This is a genomic window from Petrotoga sibirica DSM 13575 (assembly GCF_002924625.1).
In the GTDB taxonomy this organism is placed as follows: Bacteria; Thermotogota; Thermotogae; order Petrotogales; family Petrotogaceae; genus Petrotoga; species Petrotoga sibirica.
The window spans coordinates 1-25079 of sequence record NZ_JAHC01000021.1 but is presented as its reverse complement, the minus strand read 5'-3'; the positions used below and the strand labels follow the sequence as shown (position 1 = coordinate 25079).

Genomic DNA, 25079 nt, shown 5'->3' with positions numbered 1-25079 from the left:
ATTTACCGGGGTGAATTGTTTATATGAAATTGATAGTTCAAAAGTATGGAGGAAGCTCTCTTGCAGATTCTGAGAGGTTGAACAAAGTTGCCCAGAGAATATGTAACAAGGTAGAAGAAGGATTTAAAGTATTAGTTGTGGTTTCCGCAAGAGGAGAGACCACGAATAGATTGATAGCATTAGCTAAAGAAACAGTCAAGCATCCTAATCCAAGAGAGTTGGATATGCTTTTAGCAACGGGCGAACAAATCAGTGCCTCTTTGTTATCTATGATATTGAACGATAGAGGTGTCAGATCAAAATCTCTGAATGCCTTTCAACTAGGTTTATTGACTACTTCTGATTACAATGACGCTCAGATCAAAGCTATAAACAAGGAGATAATTCACAAAAATCTTGCAAACAACGATGTTTTAGTTATTACAGGATTTCAAGGTGTTACTGAAGAAGGCGATTTGACAACCTTAGGAAGAGGTGGTTCAGATACTTCTGCCGTTGCTTTAGCAGCTTCTTTAAACGTTAAGTGCGAGATATACAGCAATTTTGCAGGTATTTACACCGTTGATCCAAAGATTTATCCCCAAGCAAAAAAATTAAAGTACGTTACTTACGATGAAATGCTTGAAATGGCGGCTTTAGGGGCCAAAGTATTGCACTCAAGGTCTGTAGAAATTGCGAAAAAATTCAATGTTGAGTTATACTGTGCATCGTCTTTTTCTGATGAGGAGGGAAGTTACGTAGTGGATAATTACAGTGAGTATATGGAAGAACCTGTTGTAACAGGTTTAAGTGTGGATGAAAACCAAATCCAAGTCACTATTTTAAATCTTCCAACGGATCATTTTTTTATTAATAAAATTTTCGAAATCGCTGCTAGCAAAAATCTCAACATAGACATGATATCCATTATACAAAATAATGAAAAATCCAATATCTCTTTCAGTATTGTAGACAGCGTGATCGATAATTTCCGAGAAGTTTTAAGTGCATTTCTTAAAAATGATCATGAGAATTTTATTGATTTTAAAAATGATTTAGTCAAAATATCAGTAGTCGGAATAGGCATGAAAAAGGCAAAAGGGGTGGCTTCCCGTTTTTTTAAAGCTATAAAAGATGTACCTATATTTTTGGTGACAACTTCGGAAATAAAAATTTCATGTTTGATTCCAAAAGAGTATAAACAAAAAGCTGTGGAAAGTCTAGCAAAGGAGTTTGATTTATGAGCTTACTAAAAGTCTATAACCCTTTTCCAATAAAAATTGATAGAGCGGAAGGTTCTTACATTTACGATAAAACAGGTAACGCATTTTTAGACACATTCTCTGGAATAGGAGTAATGAGTTTTGGGCATTCTTATCCTCCTTTGCTAAAAACGTTGAAAGAAAAGATGGATAGATATATGCACACTTCTAATTTTTTTCTCGATGAAGATGCCATTTTCGTATCAGAAAAACTCGTTAATTTCACAGAGAAAAATGGTACCGTTTACTTCAGTAATTCGGGAACAGAGGCAAATGAAGCGGCTTTAAAAGCTATTAAAAAAAGAGCGACAGACAAAAGGAATAAAATCGTTTATTTCGAAAATGGTTTTCACGGTCGAACGTTAGGAGCACTTTCTATAAACGGTTTTAAAAATCTAAGAGAGCCATTTGAACCTTTGCTTGCCAACACTGTAGAACTTAAGTTCAACGATGTAGAAGATTTAAGTAAATACTTCGATTTATTTGGCGAAGAAACGTTGGCTGTTTTTGTGGAACCAATTCTCGGCTCTGGTGGAATAGTGTCAATCAAACTAGAATTCGCATCCTTGATAGAGGACTTAAAAAGGAAATATAATTTCATTTTAGTCTGCGATGAGGTTCAAGCTGGGCTTGGACGAGCAGGAAAAATCTTTTCATACCAACATTTTGGGTTGTCACCTAATATTGTAACCATCGGGAAATCCATAGGTGGTGGCTTACCTTTGGGAGGTACAATATTTCTTGAAAATCTATCTCAGGCTTTTGAAAAAGGAGAACATGGTTCAACATTTGCTCCAAACCCTGTAGCGTTAGCAGGAGCTAGGTTCGTTGTGGAAAACATCCCTTCTCTTCTGAAGGATGTTGAAGAAAAAGGAAATTACATAATGCAATATTTAAAAGAGAAAAATTTTGAAAAAGTAAAAGAAGTTCGAGGCAAAGGTTTGATGATTGGCATAGAGTTAAAAGAAAAGGACCCTCAAATGAGGGAAAAAGGTCTACAAGAGGGCCTTTTGTTGAATGTACTTCATAATAGTGTGATTCGTCTACTGCCTCCTTTAAATATTGAATATAACGATATCGAAAAGATATTGGTAAAATTAGAGAAGGTTTTAAAATGATCCTTTCACCGTACGAATTGAGACATAAAATACATGAGAATCCAGAATTATCTCTTGAAGAGTATCAAACTACAAAATTATTGGAAAGAACCGTAAAAGAAGCAGCTTCCTTTTACAATGTTGATATTAACGTGCATAGACCTCTAAAAACAGGGCTTATTGTTGAGTATAATGGTGGCAGTGGCGATGAGTACCTTCTTTTTAGGGCAGATATCGATGCTTTAAATATAAAAGAAAAGACCAACGTTGATTTCAAATCAAAAAACGAATACATGCACGCATGTGGTCATGACGTTCATACTGCTATCTTGTATGGCTTTTTTATCAACGTAATAAAAAATAAAGTAAAAAAAAATATAATATTTTTATTTCAACCTGCAGAAGAATCAAAGGGTGGAGCCCAAAAGGTCATCGAAAGTGGAATATTGGATAAATTCAATATAAAAGCGGCTTTCGCTCTACACGTCAACGATGACTTCCCCCTGGGGACCATCGCTTCAACGCGTGGTACGCTTTTTGCTTCAGCCCTTGAGTTCTTTGTGGATTTTGAAGGTGTTTCTTCACATCTTGCCTTTCCCCATCAATCTAAAAATGCATTAAACGCCCTTCGCATATTTTTAGATGTGCTGGATAAACTTCCAAAAAATCCCATGGAACCTTTTGTAATCGGCGTTGGTAAAGTAAGTGCAGGTAGCGCGATCAACATTCTACCAGGAAATTCCCATGTTGAAGGAAGTATCAGAGGTGTTAATTCCGAAAATAGCCTAAAATATTTCGAAGATATGAAAAATATATTGTCAGGGATAAAGACCATGACAGGGGTTGATTATTCGTTAAGCAAAGGGTCTTTCTATTCGGAAGTCGTTAACGATTCATTGCTATACGACAAATTTATTCCTAAACTCTCAAAAACATTTAATTTTATTGACTGTGGCCTAAAAATGACGGGTGAGGATTTTGGTTTTATATCAAAAAAATATCCTGCACTAATGTGTTGGTTAGGGAGTTCCAAAGGTGAACACCACGGTCTTCATAACCCTGAATTTTTGCCTCCCGATGAGGTAATAGATATTGGGATCAAGGTTTTTGAAACATTTTTAGATTAAGGATTCAATTCAAAAAAACATCTAGCTAGTTCAAAATCCTCTTTTTTTGTTAGTTTGATGTTATTTTTGTGATCTTCCACAATCGATGTTTCATAACCAGCATGAATAAATATAGATGCGTCATCTGTGAAAGAAGATAAGATCTTTTCCACATTTTGATAAGCTTTAAGTAATTTAGCAAAATTGAAAGTTTGAGGGGTATGATGCAGATAAATCTGGGATCTTTCTAAAGTTTTTAAAATCCGACCGTTATTGACTTGAGAAACGGTGTTTTCTGCCATTTCTGCCAAAACAGCCCCACCTACTTCTTTTGCTTTGTAGATGCTTTCGTCTATTTTATTAGTATCAACGAAAGGTCTCGCAGCATCATGAATGCAAATAAAATCTGGCTTATTCTCTTTTTTGTCCAAATACATTAGTGCATTATAAACACTTTCCTGCCTGCTACTTCCGCCAATTACTACTTTCTCAAATTTTGAAAAGGTTTGAACCTCTTTTTCTGTTAAATCCACGTAGTTTCTATGAGATACCACGAGAAACTTATCTATTAATTTTGACTGCTGAAATTTTTCAGCCGAGATTCTCAATATTGTATTGTTATTTAATTTTACAAATTGTTTTGGAATTTTAAACCCCGCTCTTTTTCCTTCTCCAGCTGCTACAATAATCGCGTAAACCATTTTCTTCACCCTTTATTTTTGTATTTTAAAAAATAGGTTTAGTAGAACTTCATCTTTTTTTTAAATAATTAATTTTACATTTGATATAATAGATTGATAAACTTATTATAATATATTTCTGACATAATTGTGCAGGGTAAGTCACAGGGCTGAGCCCTCCCCCAATAGAGTCTAAGGAGCCGTAGATCCCTTCCTTAAACGGGTGGGCTGCGGGGCTAAGGGGAGCAAATATACTAGAAGACAGCAAATACACTTCAAGGAGTGATCGCAATGTTAGTAGTAGGGATCGATTTGGGAGGCACTGAGATAAAAGCTGGATTAGTCGATGAAAAAAAAGGAATAATCAAAAAGATTTCTAGACCTACTGAGGTGGAAAAGGGAAATGACCAAGTAATAGCTAATATAACAAAAACGGTAAAAGTTTTAACGGAAAATACTGAATTTTCTGCAATAGGAATAGGTTCACCAGGTTCAATAGATAGAAAAAATGGAATTGTGAGATTTTCCCCAAACTTTCCAAATTGGCGAAATTTTGAATTGGTAAGCTTAATAAAAGAAAATATAAACGTTGACGTCTTTTTAGAAAACGATGCTAATGCCTTTGCACTGGGAGAATGGTATTTTGGAAAAGCAAAGGGTTTGCAGGATTTCATCGCTTTAACCATAGGAACAGGCATAGGTTCAGGTGTTGTTTGTAACAACATATTTTTAACGGGGAAAGATGGTCTTGCCCCAGAATTGGGTCATGTTGTGGTTATACCAAATGGTCCACAATGCGGATGTGGTAATAGAGGATGTGTTGAAGCTACTTCTTCTGCAAAATATATTGCACTAGAAGCTAGAAATCTGCTAGATAGATATCCGGATAGCCTTGTTTTAAAATTAGCGGGGAAAAAAGAAAACATTGAATCAAAACATGTTTTTCAAGCTTACGAAAAAAACGATCCTCTTGCTACTGTAGTTTGTAATTTTGCAATTGATGCACTTGCAAGGGCTATCGGAGGATATGTTCATGCCTTCAACCCCGAAAAAATTATAATAGGCGGGGGATTAAGCAAAGCTGGGGATGCTCTTTTTGTTCCATTAAGAGAGATGACAAAAAAATATGTTATGAGCAGTTTCGTCGACACTTATACCATAGAACAATCATCTTTAGTAGAAGATGCAGGTATTTTAGGAGCAGCATCTGCAGCCTTTTATGCCGAAGAAAACCCTTATAGTTTATAATCAAGAATCTCTTATCTAGAACCGAAAGAAAGTTTGAAAGGCATTCATTCTTGCTGTGTAAAACAAAGATAAATGCAAAAAAATAATATAAACATAATCCCTGCCTATATTGGCGGGATTTTCCAAAATTTAACCCACTTTAAAAAGCAAGTATAACTCCGCCTTCATTAGCATAGACTGTGCTTATCCCTGCAGTTTCCACAATAATTATATCTCTAAAATTATATCTTTTAGCTGCTTCTTTTTTGATATACTCAGCTCTCTCAAGAACATTGCAGTGAGCAATTCCTAAAACTTTATCTTTCAAATTATTCCTTACTTCTCCTATTTTATCAACTAGCTTTTTAATGGCATTTTTACTTCCTCGTACTTTATCTAATAAAGTTATAGTACCTTCTCTAGTACCAGCCAGAATAAGTTTTATATTCAATAAAGATGCAAATTCACCTTTCAATCTCCCCACACGCCCTGCGAAAACTTGACAAGATTAAAAAAGTATGTTATACTAAAATTAAATTGATATTAATGGGGTAATAGCATGTTTGATCAAGAAAATCTTTTCTTAAAAACACCTAAGTTAGAAAATAATACAATAAATATAATTAATTGGTGGTGGCATCTCGGATAGGGGTGCCCCTAAGAATCTGCCTAGAAAGTAACAAAGGGCATCCCTGAAGGGATGCCCTTTTTTAATTTAGGAGGTCTTTTTCCTATTAAAAAAGGGATAAAAGGACCTCCTTTTATTTTTTTCAAAAAGCACAAACTAAGAATTAAGGCTGAGAAGGAGGGGAATATGTATACAAAAAAGTCTGTAATAAATCAATCAATTTTACCAATTATAGAAAAAATAAGCTTGGAAAATTTCGATCCAACGGTAATTTATAAAAAAATTGCTTTAAATAATCCATATTCTTTTATACTAGAAAATCTTTCAATCAACGAGAAAAAGTATTCCTTAATAGGAATCACTCCATTAAAAGTCGTGAAATTAAGTTATATAGTCAAGAATAAAACAAAACTTAATTTTATTGAAAAAGGCAAAACTTTTTTTGATGAAAGTACAGATTACATATCTTTTTTAAAGGAACAGTTGAAAAGTATTCAATATGAAAGGATTCTAAATATCCCAGATTTATTTGCGAGTTTCGTCGGATACTTCAGTTATGAGATTATTTCTGTTTGGGAAGATATATACCATAATGAAATGGATAAAGATCTCAAACATGGAGATTTACCACTATCTATCTTAGTATTTCCAAGAATCTCGTTGATATTAGATCAAAGTGAAAAAGTGGGGTATTTGGTAAATGTTGTTGATAGTGGATCAGAAGAAGATATAGAAGGTCGAATTTCTTTGGCAAAACATGAAAATCATCAGATATTAAAAGATTTGAAAAAAACTCCTACTCAAAAAAAAGAAGAAAAAAACAACGATCAAGTCAAATTGAGGATCAAACACCACACAAGTAAAGAAGAATTCATTGAAAAAGTAGAAAAAACAAAGAATTATATAAACGCCGGTGAGGCTTTTCAAATCGTCTTATCTCAAAGGTTTTCTTGCAAAATAACGCAACATCCTTTTGAAATATATGAAAATCTGAGAAGGATAAACCCTTCACCTTACATGTTTTATCTAAATTACCCAGAGGCGACCCTCATTGGCTCATCTCCAGAAATGCTCGTAAAAGTTGAAGGACAAAGAGTAATCACCAGGCCCCTTGCTGGTACAAGAAAAAGGGGGGGAACTCCTAAAGCAGATGAAGCCATAGAAAAAGAACTCTTAAGTGATGAGAAAGAAAGGGCAGAACACATAATGCTGGTTGATCTTGCAAGGAACGATTTAGGCAGGGTATGTAAAGAAGGAAGTGTTAAGGTGACAAAATTTTTTGGAATAGAAAAATACTCACATGTGATGCATATTTATTCTCAAGTTGAAGGTTTAAAAAAGGATTATTTAAACTCACTGGATGTTTTAAAATCTTTGTTCCCAGCGGGGACTGTATCAGGAGCACCAAAGATTAGGGCAATTGAAATAATTGATGAATTGGAAGACGAACCAAGAGAAATCTATGCCGGTGTAGTGGGATACATTGATACAAAAGGAAATTTAGATACAAGTATCGCAATCAGGACCATGGTGTGCAAAGAAAATGAAGTCAGGATACAAGCTGGTGCTGGGATAGTGTCTTATTCCATTGGCGAAAATGAGTATTATGAAACAGTCAATAAAGCAATGGCGATGTTTAAATCTTTAGAAAAGGGGGATTGCTGAGATGATTCTTTTGATAGACAATTATGACTCATTCACTTACAACATTTATCAAACGGCATGTGAGTTCGATGATGTTTTAGTTTATAGAAACGACAAACTAACTTTAAAAGATGTCGAAATGCTCAAGCCTTCTCATATAATAATTTCTCCAGGACCAGGTGTTCCCAAAGATGCTGGGATTTCCGTCGAAATTATTAAGTATTTTAAGGGGGTTATTCCCATTCTTGGAATCTGTTTAGGTCATCAGTGCATTGCAGAGGCTTTCAATGGAAAGGTTGTCAGAGCAAAAGAGATATTCCACGGAAAAACTTCTAAGATATATATAAAAGAAAAGCACGATATATTTAAAGGTATAGATAGCCCCTTTGAAGCTACTAGATACCATTCACTTATCGTGTCAAACGAGATGTTCCCGAAAGAATTAAAAATAATTGCTTCTGCACAAGGCGGAGAAATCATGGCTTTAAGCCACAAAACTTACCAAATATATGGGGTACAGTTCCATCCTGAATCTATATTAACAACAGTGGGTCCAAAATTGATAGAGAATTTTATAAATATTAAAGTTGAAAGGGGTGTCAGCTATGTTTAACTACTATCTTCAAAAAGTTGTAAAGGGAGAAAATCTCGGTCTAGACGAAATGAAACAAGCGATGGAGATGATTATGGAAGGTAAAGTAACTCACAGTCAACTTTCTGGTTTTTTAGTTGCTCTGCATATGAAAGGAGAAACGGTAGAAGAAATCACAGCAAGTGCGAAGGTTATGAAGGAAAAAGCAACATCAATTTATATTGAAAGCGATGAACTCATGGATACGTGTGGAACAGGTGGAGATGCTAAAGGAACCTTCAACATTTCAACCGCTGTAGCTTTTATCTTGGCAGCAGCTGGGGTAACTGTTGCGAAACACGGTAACAGATCTGTATCAAGTAAAAGTGGGAGTGCAGATGTTTTAGAAGCTCTTGGAGTCAATATATCTTTGCCTCCTTCTTCAGTTGAAAGATGTTTGAAAGAAATAAATATAGCCTTTCTTTTTGCTCAAGATTTTCATAAAGCTACTAAACACGCTGCTGTACCAAGAAAAGAATTAGGAATAAGAACCATTTTTAACGTATTAGGGCCTTTAACGAATCCTGCAAACGTAAAATATCAATTAATGGGTATATTCGGTCCAAACTTGGTTTATCCTATAGCAGAAGTTTTGAACAACCTGGGAGTTAAAAGGGCGATGGTTGTTCACGGAGCGGGGGGTATAGATGAATTTTCACTTTCAGGTAAGAATAAAGTGGCATTTTTAAATGAAGGGAAGATAGAAAAGTTAGAAATATACCCAGAAGATTTAGGGCTAAAAAAATACAGTATACAAGAGATCCAAGGTGGAAGCACAGAAGAAAATAGAAGAATAATATTAAACATATTTAACGGGGAAATGGGGCCAAAAAGGGACGTAGTAGTTTTAAATTCTGCAGCTGGATTATATGTGGCAAAAAAGGTCAACAGTTTAGAAGAAGGTATCACTTATGCACAAGAAATAATTGACAGCAAAAAAGCAATGTCAAAATTGGAAGAGATGGTAGAGTTTACTAACTTTCTATCTTTACAAGCGAAAACTTCCTAGATTTTCTTGGGAAAAGAGGGCATTGAGCTGAACAAAAAAGTACCAACAAATATTGGACAGTGGCTCACAAAAAACGGTGGGCTGCGGGGCAAAGGGCTCTAAAACAAAGAAAAACTCTTGAAAAGGAGGGAAAAATGTACTTAGAAAAAATAGTAGAAACAAAAAAGGAAGAAGTAGCAAAGCTAAAAGAAAAGAAAATATCCTTAAAAGATTCCTTCCAAAAAGGAAAATTAACTCTAATAGCCGAAATCAAAAAAGCTTCTCCAAGTAAAGGGATTATTTCAACTAATTTTGATTCGCAAAGGCAATTAGAGTTATACATAAAAGGTGGCGCAGATGCTATTTCTATCCTAACTGATGAAAAATACTTTCAAGGTAGTACAGCAATTTTAAAAAGGCTAAGAAGACAAACAAATCTTCCCATTTTAAGAAAAGATTTCATAATCGATCCTATACAAATTTACCAGTCATTATTTCTAGGAGCCAACGTTATTTTACTCATAGCTTCAATACTATCAAAAAAAGAGATTTCTGATTTTCTTAGGATATCAAAAGATATAGGTTTAGAGACTATAGTCGAAATTCATAACCAACAAGAGCTAATAAAGGTTTTAGATACAGAAACTGAAATCTTGGGAATAAACAACAGGGATTTGAATGATTTTTCTGTTAATCTACGAAACACAGAAAAATTACTAGAAGAACTTGAAAAGTTAGATAAACGAAAGGATTTTTACGTGATTTCAGAAAGCGGGATTAAAGAAAAAAGTGATGTCGATTATCTTAGAAGTTTGGGAGTAGATGGGGTATTAATTGGAGAAGCTCTAATGAAAGAAAACGATCCTGTTTCAAAGATTGGGGAGTTTTTTCCAGAAAAAGGAGTAATTTACAGTGATTAGGGTAAAAGTTTGTGGAATCACTAACATTGAAGATGCTATTAACATATCCGAAGCCGGGGTAGATGCTTTAGGCTTTATTTTAGCTGAAAGTCCGAGGAAAGTTGAATTACCGAAGGTTGTTGAAATATCTAAAAAGTTACCTCCATTTGTAAGTAGGGTAGCTGTTGTAGCTAATCCAACTATAGAAGAAATAGAAAAAATTGAAAGAAGTAAAGTGTTTGATTACGTTCAATTTCACGGTTCAGAAGATGTAGATCTAATCAAAAAATGCAAGTTAAAAACAATAAAAGCTATTAAAATTGAAAATGAAAGTTCGTTAGAAGAGATCTCCAAATACAGTAATTTTGTCGATTACTTTTTATTCGATACAAAAATTGGGCAAAAGATAGGCGGAACAGGACAAACTTTCAATTGGGAGATTTTAAAAAAGGTAGATATAAAACAACCATTCATCTTAGCGGGTGGTTTAGGCCTAGAAAATGTAGTTGAAGCTATAAAAATAATCAAACCTAATGCTGTTGATCTAAACAGTAAAGTCGAATTGTTTCCAGGTAAAAAAGATATTAGGATAATAAAAGAAAGTATTAACAAAATAAACAGTATAAAAATAAATGGATGATTTTAAAACGGGTGGGTTGCTGGGCGAAGGGGAGCTAAAAAAGATTTTAAATTTGCAAAAAATAAAAAAGGAGGATGAAATTTGATAAAAAAGGCTTATTTTGGTCAATATGGTGGTAGATATGTTCCAGAGACATTGATTCCAGCTCTTGAGGAATTGGAAGAAGCTTATGAAAAATATTCAAAAGATCCTGATTTCATCGATGAATACGAAGGTTGGTTAAAAGATTATTGCGGGAGGCCTACCCCTTTATATTTCGCCGAAAGATTCACCGAATACCTTAAAGGTCCAAAGATATATCTAAAAAGAGAAGATTTAAACCATACTGGGGCACACAAAATAAATAACGTCTTGGGACAAGTGTTACTCGCAAAAAGAATGAATAAAAAAAGAATAATCGCAGAGACCGGTGCAGGCCAGCACGGTGTGGCAACTGCAACCGCCGCCGCAAGATTTGGTTTGGAATGTATAGTCTACATGGGAGCAGAAGATATCAGAAGACAAGCCCTCAACGTATACAAAATGAGGCTGTTGGGAGCAAAAGTAGTGCCTGTATACAGCGGTAGCCAAACTTTAAAGGAAGCCATAAATGAAGCTATTAGAGACTGGGTTACAAACGTTGAAAACACTCATTACGTTATAGGCTCAGTAGTAGGACCACATCCATATCCTAAAATAGTTAGAGATTTCCAAAGGATTATTGGTGATGAAGCTAAAATCCAGATTTTAGAAAAAGAAGGGAGGTTACCAGACTATATAGTTGCATGTGTTGGTGGAGGTAGTAATGCCATGGGGATATTCTATCCTTTCATAGAAGATAAAGATGTTGAATTGATAGGAGTGGAAGCTGCAGGAAAGGGATTAGAGACTGGCCAACACGCTGCTTCTTTGACTGCGGGAAAAGTAGGCGTGCTTCACGGGAGTAAATCTTACGTTTTACAAGATGAAGATGGACAAATTCAACTGGCATATTCCATCTCTGCAGGTTTAGATTATCCTGGTGTGGGGCCTGAACATAGTTACCTACATGATGAAAAAAGAACACAGTATGTATCCATAACAGATGAAGAAGCATTGAAAGGATTCGAACTCTTAACGAAATTGGAGGGAATCATCCCAGCGTTTGAAAGTTCTCATGCAATCGCTTACGCTATGAAAATTGCACCTTCACTCGATAAAGATAAAATCATGCTGATAAATCTTTCTGGAAGAGGAGACAAAGATGTCGATTCTTATAGAAAGCTTAATAGGAAGGTAATAGAATGAGCAAAATAAGTGAAGTTTTCAAAAGTAACAAGGCTTTAATCACCTATGTAACAGCCGGAGATCCGAGTTTAGAGGCTACAAAAGAAATTATCTTAGAATTGAACAAAGATGGTGTTGATATTATAGAGGTAGGAATACCTTTTTCTGATCCTTTAGCCGATGGGCCAATAATTCAAAAAGCAAGCCAAAAAGCTTTAAAAAATGGGGTTACACTTAAAAAAATTTTTGAAACTTTGGATGAAATCAAAGAAGATGTTACTTGCCCACTCGTTTTAATGGGTTATTACAACTCAATTCTCAATTATGGTATCAACAATTTTATAATAGACTCAGTAAATACTGGCATCTCTGGGGTAATAATTCCAGATTTGCCTTTTGACGAAGAAGAGGAATTTTACGCAAAAATAAAAGAAAACGGTATCGATCCTATTTTACTGGTTGCTCCAAACACCTCAGAAGAGCGCCTAAAAGAAATATCTAAGGTATGTTCTGGGTTTTTATACTGTGTATCTATTATGGGAGTAACAGGCGATAGCCAAGCACCAATAGAACATTTGAAAGAGTATTCACAAAGAGTGAGAAAGTATATTGATATACCTTTAGCTATCGGTTTTGGGATAGATAGCCCAGAAAAGGTAAAAAATATTATCGATTATTTTGATGGAATAATAGTAGGAAGTGCTCTCATAAAAATAATAGATAAAAACAGCGATGACAAAGTTAAAATGCTTAAAGAAATAAAAAGTTTTATAAAAAGTTTAAAAGTTTGGTAAAAAAATAGAGGCAATAGCCTCTATTTTTAGTTCAATACTCTATATGTAAACTTCCATAATTACCTATAGGGAAATCATCTTCCTGAATATCTTCCAACTTACTGAACCCATTTCCTTGTAAGATGATTTTCTTTAGTTTCAAAACTTTTTCTTCTTCGCCTTGGGCAACAACCTCAACCGAACCATCGGGTAAGTTTCTAACATACCCTTCAAGTTGAAGCCTTGCTCCATGCACTCTTACAAAATGTCTTAAACCAACACCTTGAACTCTTCCATACAATATCCACCTTTTGCAAATCATAGAGATATACCTTAATTTCTTGAACTAGCTAACGCTAGCATTCTCAAAAGTTGAGCGATGGCCATCAACGCAGCTGCTACATAGGTCAATGCAGCGGCTGATAAAACCTTTTTTGCACCTACTACTTCTTCTTTAGACATTCCCATAACGGGTAAAAGTTTCAAAGCCCTACTACTGGCATTGAACTCAACCGGCAACGTTATAATTGAAAACAAAACCACGAAAAGAAACAGGAAAATGCCAGCATTCAGTAAGAAAGGGGCAGAAAAAATAAGTCCAACAAAGAAAATAATCCACGCCATGTTGGAACCAAAACCTGCCAATGGTACTGCCAGATTCCTTAGAACTAAAGGTTTATAACCCTTAGCATGTTGTATGGCGTGACCTGCTTCGTGAGCTACCACACCTAAAGCAGCTATAGATGAATTGTTATAAGTAGAGTCAGAAAGTCTCAAGATTTTTTTTGTAGGATCATAATGATCAGTCAAGTTACCACTTACTCTTTCGACTTTAACGTCATACAACCCCACAGAATCAAGTAATCTTCTTGCAAACATATAACCTGGTTCTCCAATTGATGATTTTACTCGAGAATATTTGTTGAAAGCACTACTAACTCTACTTTGAGCCCAAATAGCCAATATCAATGGTGGGATCAACAACAACAGTGTAGAATAAAACATGATAACTCACCTCCGTCTCATTAGATAAATGAGCTTTTTAAAATACACATTTCATAAGAAATTTTAGCACTTATTCATTTATCTTATTTTACAGCTGTGTATACTTTTATACCCATTAATTTTGAATTACCAAGAAAAAACTTTTTTAAGTTGACAAAAATCTTTTTTACTGATAAAATAATTTTTGAAGGAAAGTTGAGGAGAGTACAAAAATGGTTACAAAGATCTCGATCGAAAATAAAAATAAATACTATTGGTATTTTAGCAAGACACCCATTTTGGTGGCTTTGTTTTGTCGTATAAAAACATAGTCCGCAAAGATTCCAAAATGGGTGTCTACTCTTTTAGTAGGCACCTGTTTTTTTTTAAAATACTATGGGAAATAAATTAACGGGCGGGCAGCGGGGCGAAGGGCGCTAAAACAAGCTTTAGAATCTCTAAAGACAATATTTTTAAAATTTGGAGGTGAATTCAGGTGGTGATTGTAATGGAAGAAAATGCAACAGAAGAAGAAGTCAGAAAGGTTATTGAAAAAGTGGAAGAAGTAGGCTTTAAAGCTCATCCCGATAAAGGTGAAAATCACACGATTGTTGGAGTAGTAGGGGAAGGTGACAGGGAATACATTTTAAACAATATCGAAACTTTCCCAGGGGTTGAAAGGGTTGTAGAGATAACTCAACCTTTCAAATTAGCGAGTAGAACATTCAAACCTAAAGATTCAATCTATGACATAGGAGGAATAAAAATAGGAGGGAAAAATTTTTTAACAATTGCGGGACCTTGTGCAGTTGAAAACAAAAAACAGGTTTTAGAAACAGCTCGATTCTTAAAAGAAAAAGGGGTTAAATTCCTAAGAGGGGGAGCCTATAAACCAAGAACTTCTCCTTATTCTTTCCAAGGCTTAAAAGAAGAAGGGTTAAAAATTCTCAAAGAAGTAAGAGAAGAAACTGGTTTAAAGATAGTTACAGAAGTTATGGATACCAGAGAGGTAGAGTTGGTTTCAAAATATGCCGATGTTTTACAGATAGGTGCCAGAAATATGCAAAATTTTTCACTTTTAAAAGAATTAGGTAAGCTGGATAAACCAGTTTTACTCAAAAGAGGTTTATCTGCTACGTACAAAGAATTTTTAATGGCAGCCGAATATATCATTTCTGAAGGGAACAGCCAGGTTATACTGTGTGAAAGAGGAATTAGGACATTTACGGATGAAACGAGAAATACCTTGGACATCAGTGCAATACCCGTAATTAAAAGATACAGCCATTTACCTATTATAATCGACCCTAGTCACGCTAGTGGAGATTGGAGATACATCGCTCCTCTATCTAAAGCTGCTGTAGCCGCTGGTGCAGATGGTTTAATAATAGAAGTCCATCCGGATCCTCAAAACGCCCTTTCCGACGGCAAACAATCTTTGAATTTTGAGCAATTCAGTGAATTAATGGACCAAATAAAAGCAATATTAGACATAGATAGCAAAGTCTTAGCTTAGCAAACAAACTACATTGTTATTGGAGGTACGATTAATGTTATTTGACACCGCGATAATCATCGGCACTGGTTTAATTGGAACTTCATTAGCTTTAGCATTTAAAGAAACTAAAGAAATAAGTAATATCATTGGATACGATATCGATAATGATAATTTAAAAGTAGCTTTAAATTTAGGAGTTATAGATGAACCTGCAAAAATATCAGATATTTCAAAAGCAGATTTAATAATTTTTGCAACCCCAGTAGAAAGCATAAACATAATTTTACGTGATACAATTGATCTAATAAAAGAAGATACCGTTGTAACTGATGTTGGAAGTACTAAACTTAAAATTATGCGGTTATTTGATAGTTTTAAAAACAAAAAGATCAATTTTATAGGTGGTCATCCTTTGGCAGGATCCGAAAGATCAGGTCCCCTAAATGCAAAATCGGATTTATTCAAGGGGAAAAAATATATATTGATAAAAAGTGCAAATTGTGACCAGATGTATTTTAATAAGTTTGAAAGGTTGATCACAAAGATCGAAGCCATTCCAATAATAATAGATGCTAAAACTCACGATGAAATTCTATCAGTAACAAGCCATTTGCCACAGGTTATTTCTTATTATCTAGTAAAAACTCTCATGGATTTAAAAGAAGATAATGAAAATTATCTAAAATTAGTCGGGACTGGCTTTAAAGACACCACAAGGCTGTCGAAAAGCGATCCCCTAATGTGGATCGACATATTCAAACAGAATAAAAATAATATACTCACCGCAATAGAGAATTTCGAAAAAGAGTTAAAGGTCTTCAAGAAGAATTTAATCGAAGATAAATACAACGAAATAAAAGATGATTTAATCAAAATCAGTAATTTTGGATTTTGAGGGTAATGGGTGTGCTACAGGGCAAATGGCAAAGACCTTTTAACCTTATGGGTGGGGTACAGGTTGAAAGGGACAAAGTCTTTTTTATCCTTATGGGCGGGGAGCGGGGTGAAAGGGCGCTAAAACAAGCTTTTAAAATTTCTAAAAGCAATAAGAGGAGGAAAAGATGAATTTTGAAGTAATTCCAACAGAAAATATAAATGCGGAAATCACCCTACCAGGTGATAAATCAATATCTCATAGGGCACTCATAATTGGTTCAATTGCTGAAGGCGAGACAAAAATACACAACTTTTTAAGTTCTGAAGATACCTTAAGCACTTTAAATATATTAAATTCAATAGGCGCCAATATTAAACATATTGACAAAAGCGAGATAATCGTAGAAGGAAACGGAAAGGATAATTTCGTTGAACCTTCGAACGTTCTAAATGCAAAAAACTCTGGTACAACAATGCGCTTAATGATGGGTGTATTATCGGCTCAAAATTTTTACAGTGTAATTACAGGGGACGACTCTTTGAGAGGAAGGCCTATGAAAAGAGTCATAGATCCATTAAGCAAAATGGGGGGGCGTTTTTATGCAAGGAAAAATGGTGAGCTTGCTCCCATAACTATATTGGGAACAAAAGATATATCTCCTATCGTTTATAAAACGCCTGTTGCAAGTGCTCAAGTTAAATCTGCAATTTTGTTGGCGGGTTTGTATGCAAAAGGAGAAACTAAAGTAATAGAACCTGCCAGATCTCGTGATCATACGGAAAGAATGTTAAAATATTTTGGCGCTGATATTATTCAAAAGGATACAACCGTTGTTATTCAAGGTCTTACTAACAAGCTCAAAGGACAGGAGTTCTTCGTGCCAGGTGATATATCTTCTGCATCTTTTTTTATAGTTGCAGCCCTTATAACCAAAAACTCGACACTGTTAATAAAAAATGTGGGAACCAACCCAACCAGAACGGGTATATTATCCGTGTTAAAGATGATGGGAGCGGATATAAAGATTATCAACGAAAAAACATTAAACAATGAACCAGTTGGAGACTTACTCGTAAAAAGTAGTTCGTTAAAAGGTACTGAAATAAAAGGTGAGATGATTCCTTCGATTATCGATGAAATCCCTATATTGGCGATAGCTGCTACCCAAGCAAACGGAAAAACATCAATAAAAGATGCAAAAGAATTACGTTACAAAGAAACAGACAGAATAAAGACAATCACCAAAGAATTAAAAAAATTGGGCATAGACGTTTTAGAAAAAGAAGACGGTTTTGATATAATTGGAAGTCAAAAAATACGAGGGAACTGCACTTGTGAAAGTTACAACGATCATAGAATAGCCATGTCACTTGCTATAGCCGGTTTGATAGCAGATAATCCTATAAAAATTAATAACTTCGAGTGCGTGAATATATCTTTCCCTGAATTTACAGAGATTTTTGAGAAAATAAGGAGTAAATGATGGAAAAATTTGGACTATTAGAATACCCACCCAAAGAAAGTTTATCAAAAAAGGTTTTTAATAAATATTTTAAAAAAGCTAATATCGATGCTGTATATGAAGATATTGTTATAGTCCCTGATAATTTTGATGATGAAATTAACAAATATATTGAATCTTACGATGGACTCAATGTAACGGTTCCTTTCAAAGAAAAGGTGATTAAGTACGTCGAACCTGTGGAAGAAGCCAAAGAAATAAATGCCGTTAACTGTATTTTCAACAATAAAGGTTACAATACGGATTGGAAAGGTTTTTATAACTCTTTAAAAAAATCTGTTCTGCAAGAACCAATCCTATTAGTTGGAGCGGGTGGTGCGAGTAAATCCATCATCTACTCTTTGTACAAAATGGGTATAAAAAAGTTGTTTCTTGTAAATCGAACGGTTGAAAAAGCAGAAAAATTAAGAAAGATTTTCATGTCAAAAATAGATATAAAAATTGAATCTTTTAACCACCTACAAAGCCTAATCCGTAGTTCTAAAACTTTCATAAACGCCACTTCTATTGGAATGTTCGGAGAATCATTTAATTTAGAAGTTAAAGATTTTACTAATCTATCCTTAATTTACGATATTGTTTACAATAATACCCCTCTCCAAAAGATTGCAAAAGAAAACAATATCAAATGCATAGATGGCCGAACCTTTTGGTACCACCAGGCGGTTGAAAATTTGAAGATATGGGATATTTATAAACCAGAAACATTCGATGAAGCCTTCAAATCTTTTTCTAGAGGTGAATAAAATGCAAGTAAAGATAGCAGGAGATTCACATGGTCCACAGATGATTGGACTAATAGAAGAAATACCAGCAGGGTTAAAAATAGATATAGAAAAAATAAATACAGACCTAAGAAGGAGACAGTTGGGATACGGTCGTGGAAACAGGATGAAATTAGAAAAAGATGAAGTAACAATCGTTTCCGGATTATGGGAAGGAATAACAACAGGCGCCCCTTTGGTTTTAATTGTAAACAACAAAGCAAAAAATCCTATCAAAAAAGAAAGACATGTGCCAAGACCTGGGCACGGAGATTATTCATGTTGGTATAAATACAGATTAGATGATTTGAATATATACACTGAAAGAAACAGTGCGCGTTGGACAAGTGTACTCACCGCGACAGGGAGTGTTGCTAAACAATTTCTTGAAAATTTCGATATAAACACATTCAGTTTTGTAAAATCGATTGGAAAAGTTAGTGTTGAAGAAGAAAGGTTTGAAGATATTCAAAAAGATTTCCACTACTACATCCAAAAAAGGAATGAATCAGAAGTTCAATGCCCTTTTGAAGATATTTCTGTGAAAATGATAGAAGAAATTAAAGAAAATGCTTTAAAAAAAGCAACCACCTTGGGAGGTAGTGTAAAAACATTCGCCACAAATGTGAAACCTGGACTGGGAAGTTACGCCGATGTTTTGAACAGAGTTGATTCAAAAATAGGAAAATATTTCATGTCGATCCCTTCCGTGAAAGGAGTTTTTATAGGCAAAGAAGATGTGAGTATACCCGGATCTGAATTCCAAGATCCTTTCAAAGTTGAAGATGGGGTTATACACAGAACAAAGAATTACGCAGGTGGCATAGAATCCGGGATAACAAATGGGGAAAATATAGTTGTCACTACGTACTTCAAACCTATTTCTACACTTGCAAATCCTCTTCCTTCTGTTGATCTTGAAACCAGAGAATCAAAAGAAGCGCCTTACATAAGATCTGATTCTGTTATTATTCCCGCTGCGACTGTAATAACAGAATGCACTCTGGCTATTATATTAATGGAAGAAATTATAGACGGATTTGGAAACGACAACATCGAACTTATAAAAGATAGATACTTCAAGAAATAAGGTGATATTCAATGAAAATCTTCTTGGTAGGAATGATGGGATCAGGTAAGACGACCCTTGCAAAAAAGATTTCAAAAGTACTTTCCATACCCCATATCGACATAGATGATGAAATTGAAAAAAATGAAAATCAAAAAATAAAAGATATCTTTGAAAAATACGGTGAAGAATACTTCAGAAAACTGGAAAGTGCTATCCTCGAAAAATTAGCTGAAAACACTCAATTCCTAGTTGTATCAACTGGAGGAGGAATAATCTTAAGCGCTAAAAATAGAGCTATGTTGAAAAAAGAAAATGCCATATATCTGAAAGTTGCTCCTGAAAAGCTTAAAGAGCGTGTAAGCTTAGAAAATAGACCCCTTCTGGCAAACAACAAAGAAAATATTATAAAGATCTACAAAGATAGAAAAGAGTTGTATGAACAATTCAAAACGGTTGATATTACAAATTTGACTGAATGGGAATCGGTTGCTAAAATCCTCTACCAATACGATATTAAAAACCATTTTGAAATAGATTCATCTTTCCAAAAAGTATCAATAAATGCAGAAAGTCTGAAGTTTCTTCCACCAGATTCAATGGTTTTTACCAGCGAAAAGGTCAATGAACTATATGGAGAATACCTGCCAAAGAAAAAACTTGTCTTACCGAACGGAGAAAAAACAAAAGACATTTCTTTTGTAATAAAGGCTTACGAATACCTCCTTGAAAACAATGTCTCTAGAGACAATCTTCTTCTTGGGATTGGTGGAGGAACTATAACCGATTTTACAGGTTTTGTTGGTTCCACTTACAAAAGAGGTATGAATTTTTCGTTTTACCCTACCACACTTCTTTCTCAGATCGATGCTTCAATAGGCGGAAAAAATGGAATAGATTTCAAAAAATATAAAAATGTTGTTGGAACAATAAACCTACCCAAAGAAGTTGTGATAGACCCACTCTCTTTATTATCCTTAGATGAGGAAACATTCATAGAAGGGTTAATCGAAGGTTATAAAATGGCATTGATCTCGGGGAGTGAATTTTATGAATTTTTTAAAGAGAATTTGCACGAAATACTTAACAGGAATCTAGATAAATTATCTTTTTTTATTAAGAGATCCATTGAAGAAAAACTCCATATAGTGGAACGAGACTTCAAAGATACGGGGCTGAGAAGTTGTTTAAATCTTGGACACACTTTAGGTCACGCCTTTGAAGCTGCTACAGGAATCGCACATGGCTTATCCGTAGGATGGGGTTTGATAAAAGAAATAGAATTTTTTTACAAGAAAAAATATCTGCAAGAAAAAGACTATCTAGAAATAAAAGATACATTAGAAACTCTTGTCCCTCAAAAAGTTAGAAACATTCAAATAGAAGAAAGAGACATATATCATTATGTATCAAATGATAAAAAACTAGGAGCAAATCAAAAAATAAAGATGCCGATTTTAAAAGCTCCAGGAAATATTATAATAGAAGAAATCAAGCTAAAGGAAGGTGAAACCTTTTGATTCTAATAATAAACGGTCCTAACTTGAATATGTTAGGGAAACGCCCTAAAGATATCTATGGTACAGAAACCTACGAAGATTTAAAAAATCAGATAAACCATTTTGCTCAAAATAATAGTATAGATGTGGGATTTTTTCAATCTAACTCTGAAGGTCAAATCATCGACAGAATTCAAAAATCGGATTTTGAAGCTTTAATAATCAATCCAGGTGCTTATACCCATTATTCTTATGCGATAAGAGATGCCCTAGAAATTGTAAATGTGCCAAAAGTGGAGGTCCATCTTACAAATATCATGGCAAGGGAAAGTTTTAGACAAAATTCTGTTACCTCTTCCTCGTGTGATGGGGTCATATCTGGATTAGGGTTCTATGGATATATCTTGGCATTAGAATACCTAAAAGAAAAGTTGAAAGAGCAAGCTTAATCATACAAAGCTGCAGGCTAAAGGGTGGAGCCCTTTTGTCGTTTTATGCAAAAAACTTTTTAAGTTTGCCGCATTGTGCAAACGATGTTTTTTTAGTGATTTTGACCTTGATTTGGGGTTTTTAAGGGGGTTACCTTTTGCAGCCTTTTGCAAAAAACTTATTGCTGATTTGTGCAAAACGCTTTTTGCTGATCTATGCAAAAAGCATTGTTTGTAGTGCTTTTAAAGTAATATCCAAACCCTCATTTGCTTTGCAAATGATGTGTTGCTTTAGAAACAATTTCCATATTCTCATTTGCGAAGCAAATGCGTTCGGGGATCTTAAGGGGTTTACCCCTTAACGTCCAGCGCTAACAGAAGGTTTTAGAGTTTCTAAAGGTACTAGATAAAAATATACCTTAGGAGGTAAAAAGTGAAAGAAATAATATTAGGAATCGTACAAGGTCTAACCGAATTTCTTCCAGTATCCAGCTCTGGACATCTGGCAATATTTTCATCGTTCATGGACATCGATACAAATGTACCGTATTTCGCTCTTCTACATTTATCCACCTTTTTTGCAGTATTGATCTTCGTTTGGAAAGAAGTTGTCAATTTGATCAGAGGACTTTTTAAATGGGAAAAAGAATCACTCTCTTTATTCCTTAAATTAATTATTTCTTCGATTCCAGCTGCTCTTATAGGTTTCACTTTGGAAGCTTCTATCGAATCAGCCTTTTCTTCTCTCACATTGATTGGGATTTTTTTAATCGTGACTGCCATCTTTTTACTAATTTCTGACACACTAAAGGGTAAAAAGAGTTTAACAGAGATGGCCTATGTTGATGCCTTAATTATAGGTCTCATGCAAGCCCTTGCAATATTTCCAGGGATATCTAGAAGTGGTGCAACATTGTTTGGTGCTCTTTTAATGAAAACAAAAAGGGAAGATGCCCTAAAATATTCCTTTTTGATGAGCCTTCCTGTAACCTTTGGGGCAGGTATTTTTGAAATAAACAAGGTTACTTTTTCTCCTTGGGTAATTTTAGGAGGATTGTTTGCCTTCGTGTTTGGTTTGCTTGGTCTGTATCTACTGAAAAAAACGGTACTAGTTGGAAAACTGAGATATTTTTCATATTACTGTTTTGCTATCGGACTCATAGCCATTATTATTTAGTAGTAAATACTTTGTTCATTTAATCTTTTAAAATATTTGTTATAATATTTATAAGAACCTCAAATAAAGTATCAGGGAGTTTCTGATTTGAGAAAACAAGAAAGGCTAAAAAAAATACTTAACATTCTTTCTACAAGTAAAGATTCAATACCAGGGCAACAACTTGCTGAAAGATTTGGCGTAACAAGGCAAATAATAGTAAAAGATATGGCTATTTTGAAAGCCCAAGGTTATGATATACAATCTTCTCCGAAAGGTTATTCAATGAATAAGAACAATAGATTGATTAAATTGATTGCTGTTAAACATACCGTGGAACAAATCGAAGATGAGTTAAAGACCATTGTAAACTGTGGAGGTAGAGTAATCGATGTAACGGTGGAGCATCCTGTTTATGGAGAACTAAGTGGTAAGATTGAGGTAGATACCATCGAAGAAGTAGAAAACTTTATAGCAAAATTAAAGACTTCAAAACCTTTATCAATAATAAACAATGGAGTTCATCTACACAGGATTGAAGTAGAAAACGAAGAGCAATTTAATTGCATAAAAAGAGAACTAAAAAGGCGAAAAATTTTGTTAGACTAAGTAATTTTCAGAGATTCAAAAGAATGTAACAACCTAAAATTTAGGGGGTGAACAAAAATGAAAAAAAGTATTTTGTTGACTCTCATTACCCTACTGTTTTCATTTAGCCTATTTGCGGCTGTTGAAAATACCGTTAAAGAAGCACGTTTCGCTGTAGAGGAGTTATTATCAAAACCAGATAGTGGCGCTTTTATTCAACTAGTAGAAATGGCAGAAGGTATTGTAATATTTCCCACATTTTATAAATTAGGCTATATCATCGGCGGTCAGTATGGTGAGGGTATTGTATTAAGAAAAGATAGCGAGACAGGTAAATGGTACGGTCCATCATTTGTAAATATATATGGTTTAAGCTGGGGAGCACAAATAGGAGTACAATCCGCGGGATTAATTTTAGTTGTAATGAATGAAAATGGGATGGAAGGTTTTATGGATAACAATTTTACCTTAGGAGGTTCTATTGGTATTTCCGCTGGACCGTTGGGTAGACAACTTTCTGCAGATATAGATTATAAATTACAAGCATCCATATATTCTTATTCTATCACAAAGGGATTCTACGCTGGAGTTTCTGTTGAAGGGGCTTATACCAGAGTGGATGATAATTCCAATGAGGCTTATTATGGGAAACCTCTTTCCCCTAAACAAATTTTAAATGAAAAAGAAGTTGATAACGAAGCAAAACAGATTGTAGAACTATTAGAAAAAGCTGTATTAGAAAGACAATTAAAAGAAAAAGAAACAACTTAATAGCCATTAAAATTTCAATAAAAAGGAGGAAACAAAAGTATGCCTTATGTAAACACAAAAGATATTTTAGAAAAAGCAAATAAAGAGTACTATGCTGTCGCAGCATTTAACATTAACAATCTCGAGTTTCTTCAAGCAATTGTGGAAGGAGGAATAGAGAAAAAATCCCCCCTGATAATCGAAACAAGTGAAGGTGCAATGAAGTATGCTGGCATGGGGGATCCTTTGAGAGGGGCCAGTCTGTTTGTTAAGATGGTTAGGGAGTTTGCAGATTCCTTAGATATACCAATTGCTCTGCACCTAGACCATGGTAAGAATTTTAATCATATAATATCTGCAATAAAAGCTGGTTATTCATCTGTAATGATAGATGCATCTGATAAACCACTGGAAGAAAATATAAAAGCAACGAAAGATATTGTGAGAATAGCTCATGCAGTGGGTGTTTCAGTAGAAGCAGAATTGGGAAAGTTAGCTGGAATCGAAGATAATGTTGTTTCAGCTGAATCTGTTCTTGTTAATCCAGATGAAGCAAAATACTTTGTCGAGGAAACTCAAGTTGATTTTCTAGCTCCAGCCATTGGCACTTCCCATGGGGCATTTAAGTTTAAAGGAGAAGCCAAATTAGACTATGATAGATTGAAAAAGGTTAAAGAATTGACAAATATGCCTTTGGTACTTCATGGTGCTTCAAGTGTTGTACAAGAAATGGTTGAAATAGCTGAAAATTATGGAGCTGATTTTGGAGGGTCAAAAGGTGTCCCCTCAGATATTTTGAAAGAAACTGTACGATTAGGTATAAATAAAGTAAATACTGATACTGACCTCAGGATGGCCTTTATTGCTGGATTAAGAGAATTCTTGCATAACAATTCAAAAGAGTTTGATCCTAGAAAATACATGAAAACGGCAAAAGAATACGTAAAAAAGGTAGTTTCAGATAGATTAGAGCTTTTAGGTTCCGCTAACAAAGCTTAATTCAAAGTACAGCCATGGTCCTCATGGTTGTACTTTTTTAAATTTTATCCACCAAATATTAATAGGAGGATTTCAAATGAAAATACTAGTGATCAACTCAGGAAGTTCATCCTTAAAATATCAAATATTAGAAATGGAAAACGAAG

General features: G+C 34.6%; 26 protein-coding genes. 22 read left to right on the top strand and 4 right to left on the bottom strand.

Annotation, left to right across the window (positions count from 1 at the left end):
* The first annotated feature begins 23 nt into the window (after positions 1–23).
* Genes AA80_RS06165 through AA80_RS06155 form a run of 3 tightly spaced genes read left to right on the top strand, consistent with a single transcriptional unit; the run spans position 24 to position 3465 of the window.
* Positions 24–1223: an aspartate kinase gene (locus AA80_RS06165; RefSeq protein ID WP_103876921.1), complete on the top strand. Its 1200-nt coding sequence runs from the start codon at positions 24–26 to the stop codon at positions 1221–1223.
* The gene (locus AA80_RS06160; RefSeq protein WP_103876920.1) at positions 1220–2359 is read left to right on the top strand and encodes an aspartate aminotransferase family protein; all 1140 of its coding nucleotides are present in this window, start codon (positions 1220–1222) and stop codon (positions 2357–2359) included. Before AA80_RS06165 ends, AA80_RS06160 begins: the two co-directional genes overlap by 4 nt.
* A complete protein-coding gene (locus AA80_RS06155) occupies positions 2356–3465 on the top strand; it encodes an amidohydrolase (RefSeq protein WP_103876919.1) in 1110 nt (369 codons plus the stop codon). The genes AA80_RS06160 and AA80_RS06155 overlap by 4 nt, the downstream gene beginning before the upstream one ends.
* Here the strand turns inward: AA80_RS06155 and ispD are convergent.
* Positions 3462–4145 carry a 2-C-methyl-D-erythritol 4-phosphate cytidylyltransferase gene (gene ispD, locus AA80_RS06150; protein WP_103876918.1) on the bottom strand — a complete coding sequence of 228 codons (684 nt, stop codon included), beginning with the start codon at positions 4143–4145 and terminating at the stop codon, positions 3462–3464. The genes AA80_RS06155 and ispD overlap by 4 nt on opposite strands.
* A 270-nt stretch (positions 4146–4415) precedes the next feature.
* On the opposite strand from ispD, the gene AA80_RS06145 reads away from it, so the two are divergent.
* Positions 4416–5372 (top strand): ROK family protein, encoded by a 957-nt coding sequence (locus AA80_RS06145; protein ID WP_103876917.1) that lies wholly within the window; start codon positions 4416–4418, stop codon positions 5370–5372.
* A 139-nt stretch (positions 5373–5511) separates the two neighbouring features.
* On the opposite strand, the gene AA80_RS06140 is transcribed toward AA80_RS06145, so the two are convergent.
* Positions 5512–5835: a DegV family protein gene (locus AA80_RS06140; protein ID WP_233186861.1), complete on the bottom strand. Its 324-nt coding sequence runs from the start codon at positions 5833–5835 to the stop codon at positions 5512–5514.
* 330 nt (positions 5836–6165) lie between these two features.
* Between AA80_RS06140 and AA80_RS06135 the strand changes: the two genes are divergently transcribed.
* From AA80_RS06135 to trpA, 7 genes are all read left to right on the top strand, one after another.
* Positions 6166–7644: an anthranilate synthase component I family protein gene (locus AA80_RS06135; protein ID WP_166667753.1), complete on the top strand. Its 1479-nt coding sequence runs from the start codon at positions 6166–6168 to the stop codon at positions 7642–7644.
* Position 7645: 1 nt separating this feature from the next.
* A complete protein-coding gene (locus tag AA80_RS06130) occupies positions 7646–8236 on the top strand; it encodes an anthranilate synthase component II (protein WP_199177873.1) in 591 nt (196 codons plus the stop codon).
* Positions 8229–9263, top strand: coding sequence for an anthranilate phosphoribosyltransferase (gene trpD, locus AA80_RS06125; protein ID WP_103876914.1), 1035 nt, complete (start codon positions 8229–8231; stop codon positions 9261–9263). The genes AA80_RS06130 and trpD overlap by 8 nt, the downstream gene beginning before the upstream one ends.
* A gap of 134 nt (positions 9264–9397) precedes the next feature.
* Complete coding sequence (trpC, locus tag AA80_RS06120) at positions 9398–10162, top strand: indole-3-glycerol phosphate synthase TrpC (RefSeq protein WP_103876913.1); 765 nt, start codon at positions 9398–9400, stop codon at positions 10160–10162.
* Positions 10155–10781 (top strand): phosphoribosylanthranilate isomerase, encoded by a 627-nt coding sequence (locus AA80_RS06115; protein WP_103876912.1) that lies wholly within the window; start codon positions 10155–10157, stop codon positions 10779–10781. Before trpC ends, AA80_RS06115 begins: the two co-directional genes overlap by 8 nt.
* Before the next feature lie 84 nt (positions 10782–10865).
* Complete coding sequence (gene trpB / locus AA80_RS06110) at positions 10866–12047, top strand: tryptophan synthase subunit beta (protein WP_103876942.1); 1182 nt, start codon at positions 10866–10868, stop codon at positions 12045–12047.
* The gene (gene trpA / locus AA80_RS06105; protein ID WP_103876911.1) at positions 12044–12820 is read left to right on the top strand and encodes a tryptophan synthase subunit alpha; all 777 of its coding nucleotides are present in this window, start codon (positions 12044–12046) and stop codon (positions 12818–12820) included. Before trpB ends, trpA begins: the two co-directional genes overlap by 4 nt.
* A 31-nt stretch (positions 12821–12851) precedes the next feature.
* Here trpA and AA80_RS06100 read toward each other — a convergent pair whose 3' ends face one another.
* Both AA80_RS06100 and AA80_RS06095 read right to left on the bottom strand, forming a co-directional pair.
* Positions 12852–13121: an acylphosphatase gene (locus AA80_RS06100; protein WP_103876910.1), complete on the bottom strand. Its 270-nt coding sequence runs from the start codon at positions 13119–13121 to the stop codon at positions 12852–12854.
* A gap of 11 nt (positions 13122–13132) precedes the next feature.
* On the bottom strand, positions 13133–13804 hold the full coding sequence (locus tag AA80_RS06095) for a zinc metallopeptidase (RefSeq protein WP_103876909.1): 672 nt from the start codon (positions 13802–13804) through the stop codon (positions 13133–13135).
* A 475-nt stretch (positions 13805–14279) separates the two neighbouring features.
* Between AA80_RS06095 and aroF the strand changes: the two genes are divergently transcribed.
* The 11 genes from aroF to fba all read left to right on the top strand — a co-directional run bounded on the left by aroF (position 14280) and on the right by fba (position 24933).
* Positions 14280–15299: a 3-deoxy-7-phosphoheptulonate synthase gene (gene aroF, locus AA80_RS06090; RefSeq protein WP_103876908.1), complete on the top strand. Its 1020-nt coding sequence runs from the start codon at positions 14280–14282 to the stop codon at positions 15297–15299.
* Positions 15300–15333: 34 nt separating this feature from the next.
* Entirely contained in the window at positions 15334–16176 is an 843-nt protein-coding gene (locus AA80_RS06085; protein WP_103876907.1) for a prephenate dehydrogenase, read from the top strand.
* Positions 16177–16342: 166 nt separating this feature from the next.
* Positions 16343–17641 carry a 3-phosphoshikimate 1-carboxyvinyltransferase gene (gene aroA / locus AA80_RS06080; protein ID WP_103876906.1) on the top strand — a complete coding sequence of 433 codons (1299 nt, stop codon included), beginning with the start codon at positions 16343–16345 and terminating at the stop codon, positions 17639–17641.
* The gene (locus AA80_RS06075; protein WP_233186863.1) at positions 17638–18426 is read left to right on the top strand and encodes a shikimate dehydrogenase family protein; all 789 of its coding nucleotides are present in this window, start codon (positions 17638–17640) and stop codon (positions 18424–18426) included. The genes aroA and AA80_RS06075 overlap by 4 nt, the downstream gene beginning before the upstream one ends.
* A 1-nt stretch (position 18427) precedes the next feature.
* The gene (aroC, locus tag AA80_RS06070) at positions 18428–19534 is read left to right on the top strand and encodes a chorismate synthase (RefSeq protein WP_103876904.1); all 1107 of its coding nucleotides are present in this window, start codon (positions 18428–18430) and stop codon (positions 19532–19534) included.
* A gap of 11 nt (positions 19535–19545) precedes the next feature.
* Positions 19546–21033 (top strand): bifunctional shikimate kinase AroK/3-dehydroquinate synthase AroB, encoded by a 1488-nt coding sequence (aroB, locus tag AA80_RS06065; RefSeq protein WP_103876903.1) that lies wholly within the window; start codon positions 19546–19548, stop codon positions 21031–21033.
* Complete coding sequence (aroQ, locus tag AA80_RS06060) at positions 21030–21461, top strand: type II 3-dehydroquinate dehydratase (RefSeq protein WP_103876902.1); 432 nt, start codon at positions 21030–21032, stop codon at positions 21459–21461. The genes aroB and aroQ overlap by 4 nt, the downstream gene beginning before the upstream one ends.
* Positions 21462–21873: 412 nt before the next feature.
* Complete coding sequence (locus AA80_RS06050) at positions 21874–22617, top strand: undecaprenyl-diphosphate phosphatase (protein WP_103876900.1); 744 nt, start codon at positions 21874–21876, stop codon at positions 22615–22617.
* A gap of 87 nt (positions 22618–22704) precedes the next feature.
* Positions 22705–23205: a transcription repressor NadR gene (locus AA80_RS06045; RefSeq protein WP_103876899.1), complete on the top strand. Its 501-nt coding sequence runs from the start codon at positions 22705–22707 to the stop codon at positions 23203–23205.
* A gap of 57 nt (positions 23206–23262) precedes the next feature.
* Entirely contained in the window at positions 23263–23955 is a 693-nt protein-coding gene (locus AA80_RS06040) for a lipid-binding SYLF domain-containing protein (RefSeq protein ID WP_103876898.1), read from the top strand.
* Between the two features lie 39 nt (positions 23956–23994).
* On the top strand, positions 23995–24933 hold the full coding sequence (gene fba / locus AA80_RS06035; RefSeq protein WP_103876897.1) for a class II fructose-1,6-bisphosphate aldolase: 939 nt from the start codon (positions 23995–23997) through the stop codon (positions 24931–24933).
* The last annotated feature ends 146 nt before the right edge of the window (positions 24934–25079 follow it).

Excerpts from the sequence above, each read along its gene's own strand:
- AA80_RS06040 (WP_103876898.1), top strand. The coding sequence starts at position 23,263 with ATGAAAAAAAGTATTTTGTTGACTCTCATTACCCTACTGTTTTCATTT.
- aroB (WP_103876903.1), top strand. The coding sequence starts at position 19,546 with ATGAAAATCTTCTTGGTAGGAATGATGGGATCAGGTAAGACGACCCTT.
- AA80_RS06155 (WP_103876919.1), top strand. The coding sequence starts at position 2,356 with ATGATCCTTTCACCGTACGAATTGAGACATAAAATACATGAGAATCCA.
- AA80_RS06100 (WP_103876910.1), bottom strand. The coding sequence starts at position 13,121 with ATGATTTGCAAAAGGTGGATATTGTATGGAAGAGTTCAAGGTGTTGGT.
- aroC (WP_103876904.1), top strand. The coding sequence starts at position 18,428 with ATGCAAGTAAAGATAGCAGGAGATTCACATGGTCCACAGATGATTGGA.
- AA80_RS06160 (WP_103876920.1), top strand. The coding sequence starts at position 1,220 with ATGAGCTTACTAAAAGTCTATAACCCTTTTCCAATAAAAATTGATAGA.
- ispD (WP_103876918.1), bottom strand. The coding sequence starts at position 4,145 with ATGGTTTACGCGATTATTGTAGCAGCTGGAGAAGGAAAAAGAGCGGGG.
- AA80_RS06075 (WP_233186863.1), top strand. The coding sequence starts at position 17,638 with ATGATGGAAAAATTTGGACTATTAGAATACCCACCCAAAGAAAGTTTA.
- AA80_RS06085 (WP_103876907.1), top strand. The coding sequence starts at position 15,334 with ATGTTATTTGACACCGCGATAATCATCGGCACTGGTTTAATTGGAACT.
- trpA (WP_103876911.1), top strand. The coding sequence starts at position 12,044 with ATGAGCAAAATAAGTGAAGTTTTCAAAAGTAACAAGGCTTTAATCACC.
- AA80_RS06130 (WP_199177873.1), top strand. The coding sequence starts at position 7,646 with ATGATTCTTTTGATAGACAATTATGACTCATTCACTTACAACATTTAT.
- AA80_RS06095 (WP_103876909.1), bottom strand. The coding sequence starts at position 13,804 with ATGTTTTATTCTACACTGTTGTTGTTGATCCCACCATTGATATTGGCT.
- AA80_RS06135 (WP_166667753.1), top strand. The coding sequence starts at position 6,166 with ATGTATACAAAAAAGTCTGTAATAAATCAATCAATTTTACCAATTATA.
- aroA (WP_103876906.1), top strand. The coding sequence starts at position 16,343 with ATGAATTTTGAAGTAATTCCAACAGAAAATATAAATGCGGAAATCACC.
- trpC (WP_103876913.1), top strand. The coding sequence starts at position 9,398 with ATGTACTTAGAAAAAATAGTAGAAACAAAAAAGGAAGAAGTAGCAAAG.
- AA80_RS06165 (WP_103876921.1), top strand. The coding sequence starts at position 24 with ATGAAATTGATAGTTCAAAAGTATGGAGGAAGCTCTCTTGCAGATTCT.
- fba (WP_103876897.1), top strand. The coding sequence starts at position 23,995 with ATGCCTTATGTAAACACAAAAGATATTTTAGAAAAAGCAAATAAAGAG.
- trpD (WP_103876914.1), top strand. The coding sequence starts at position 8,229 with ATGTTTAACTACTATCTTCAAAAAGTTGTAAAGGGAGAAAATCTCGGT.
- AA80_RS06145 (WP_103876917.1), top strand. The coding sequence starts at position 4,416 with ATGTTAGTAGTAGGGATCGATTTGGGAGGCACTGAGATAAAAGCTGGA.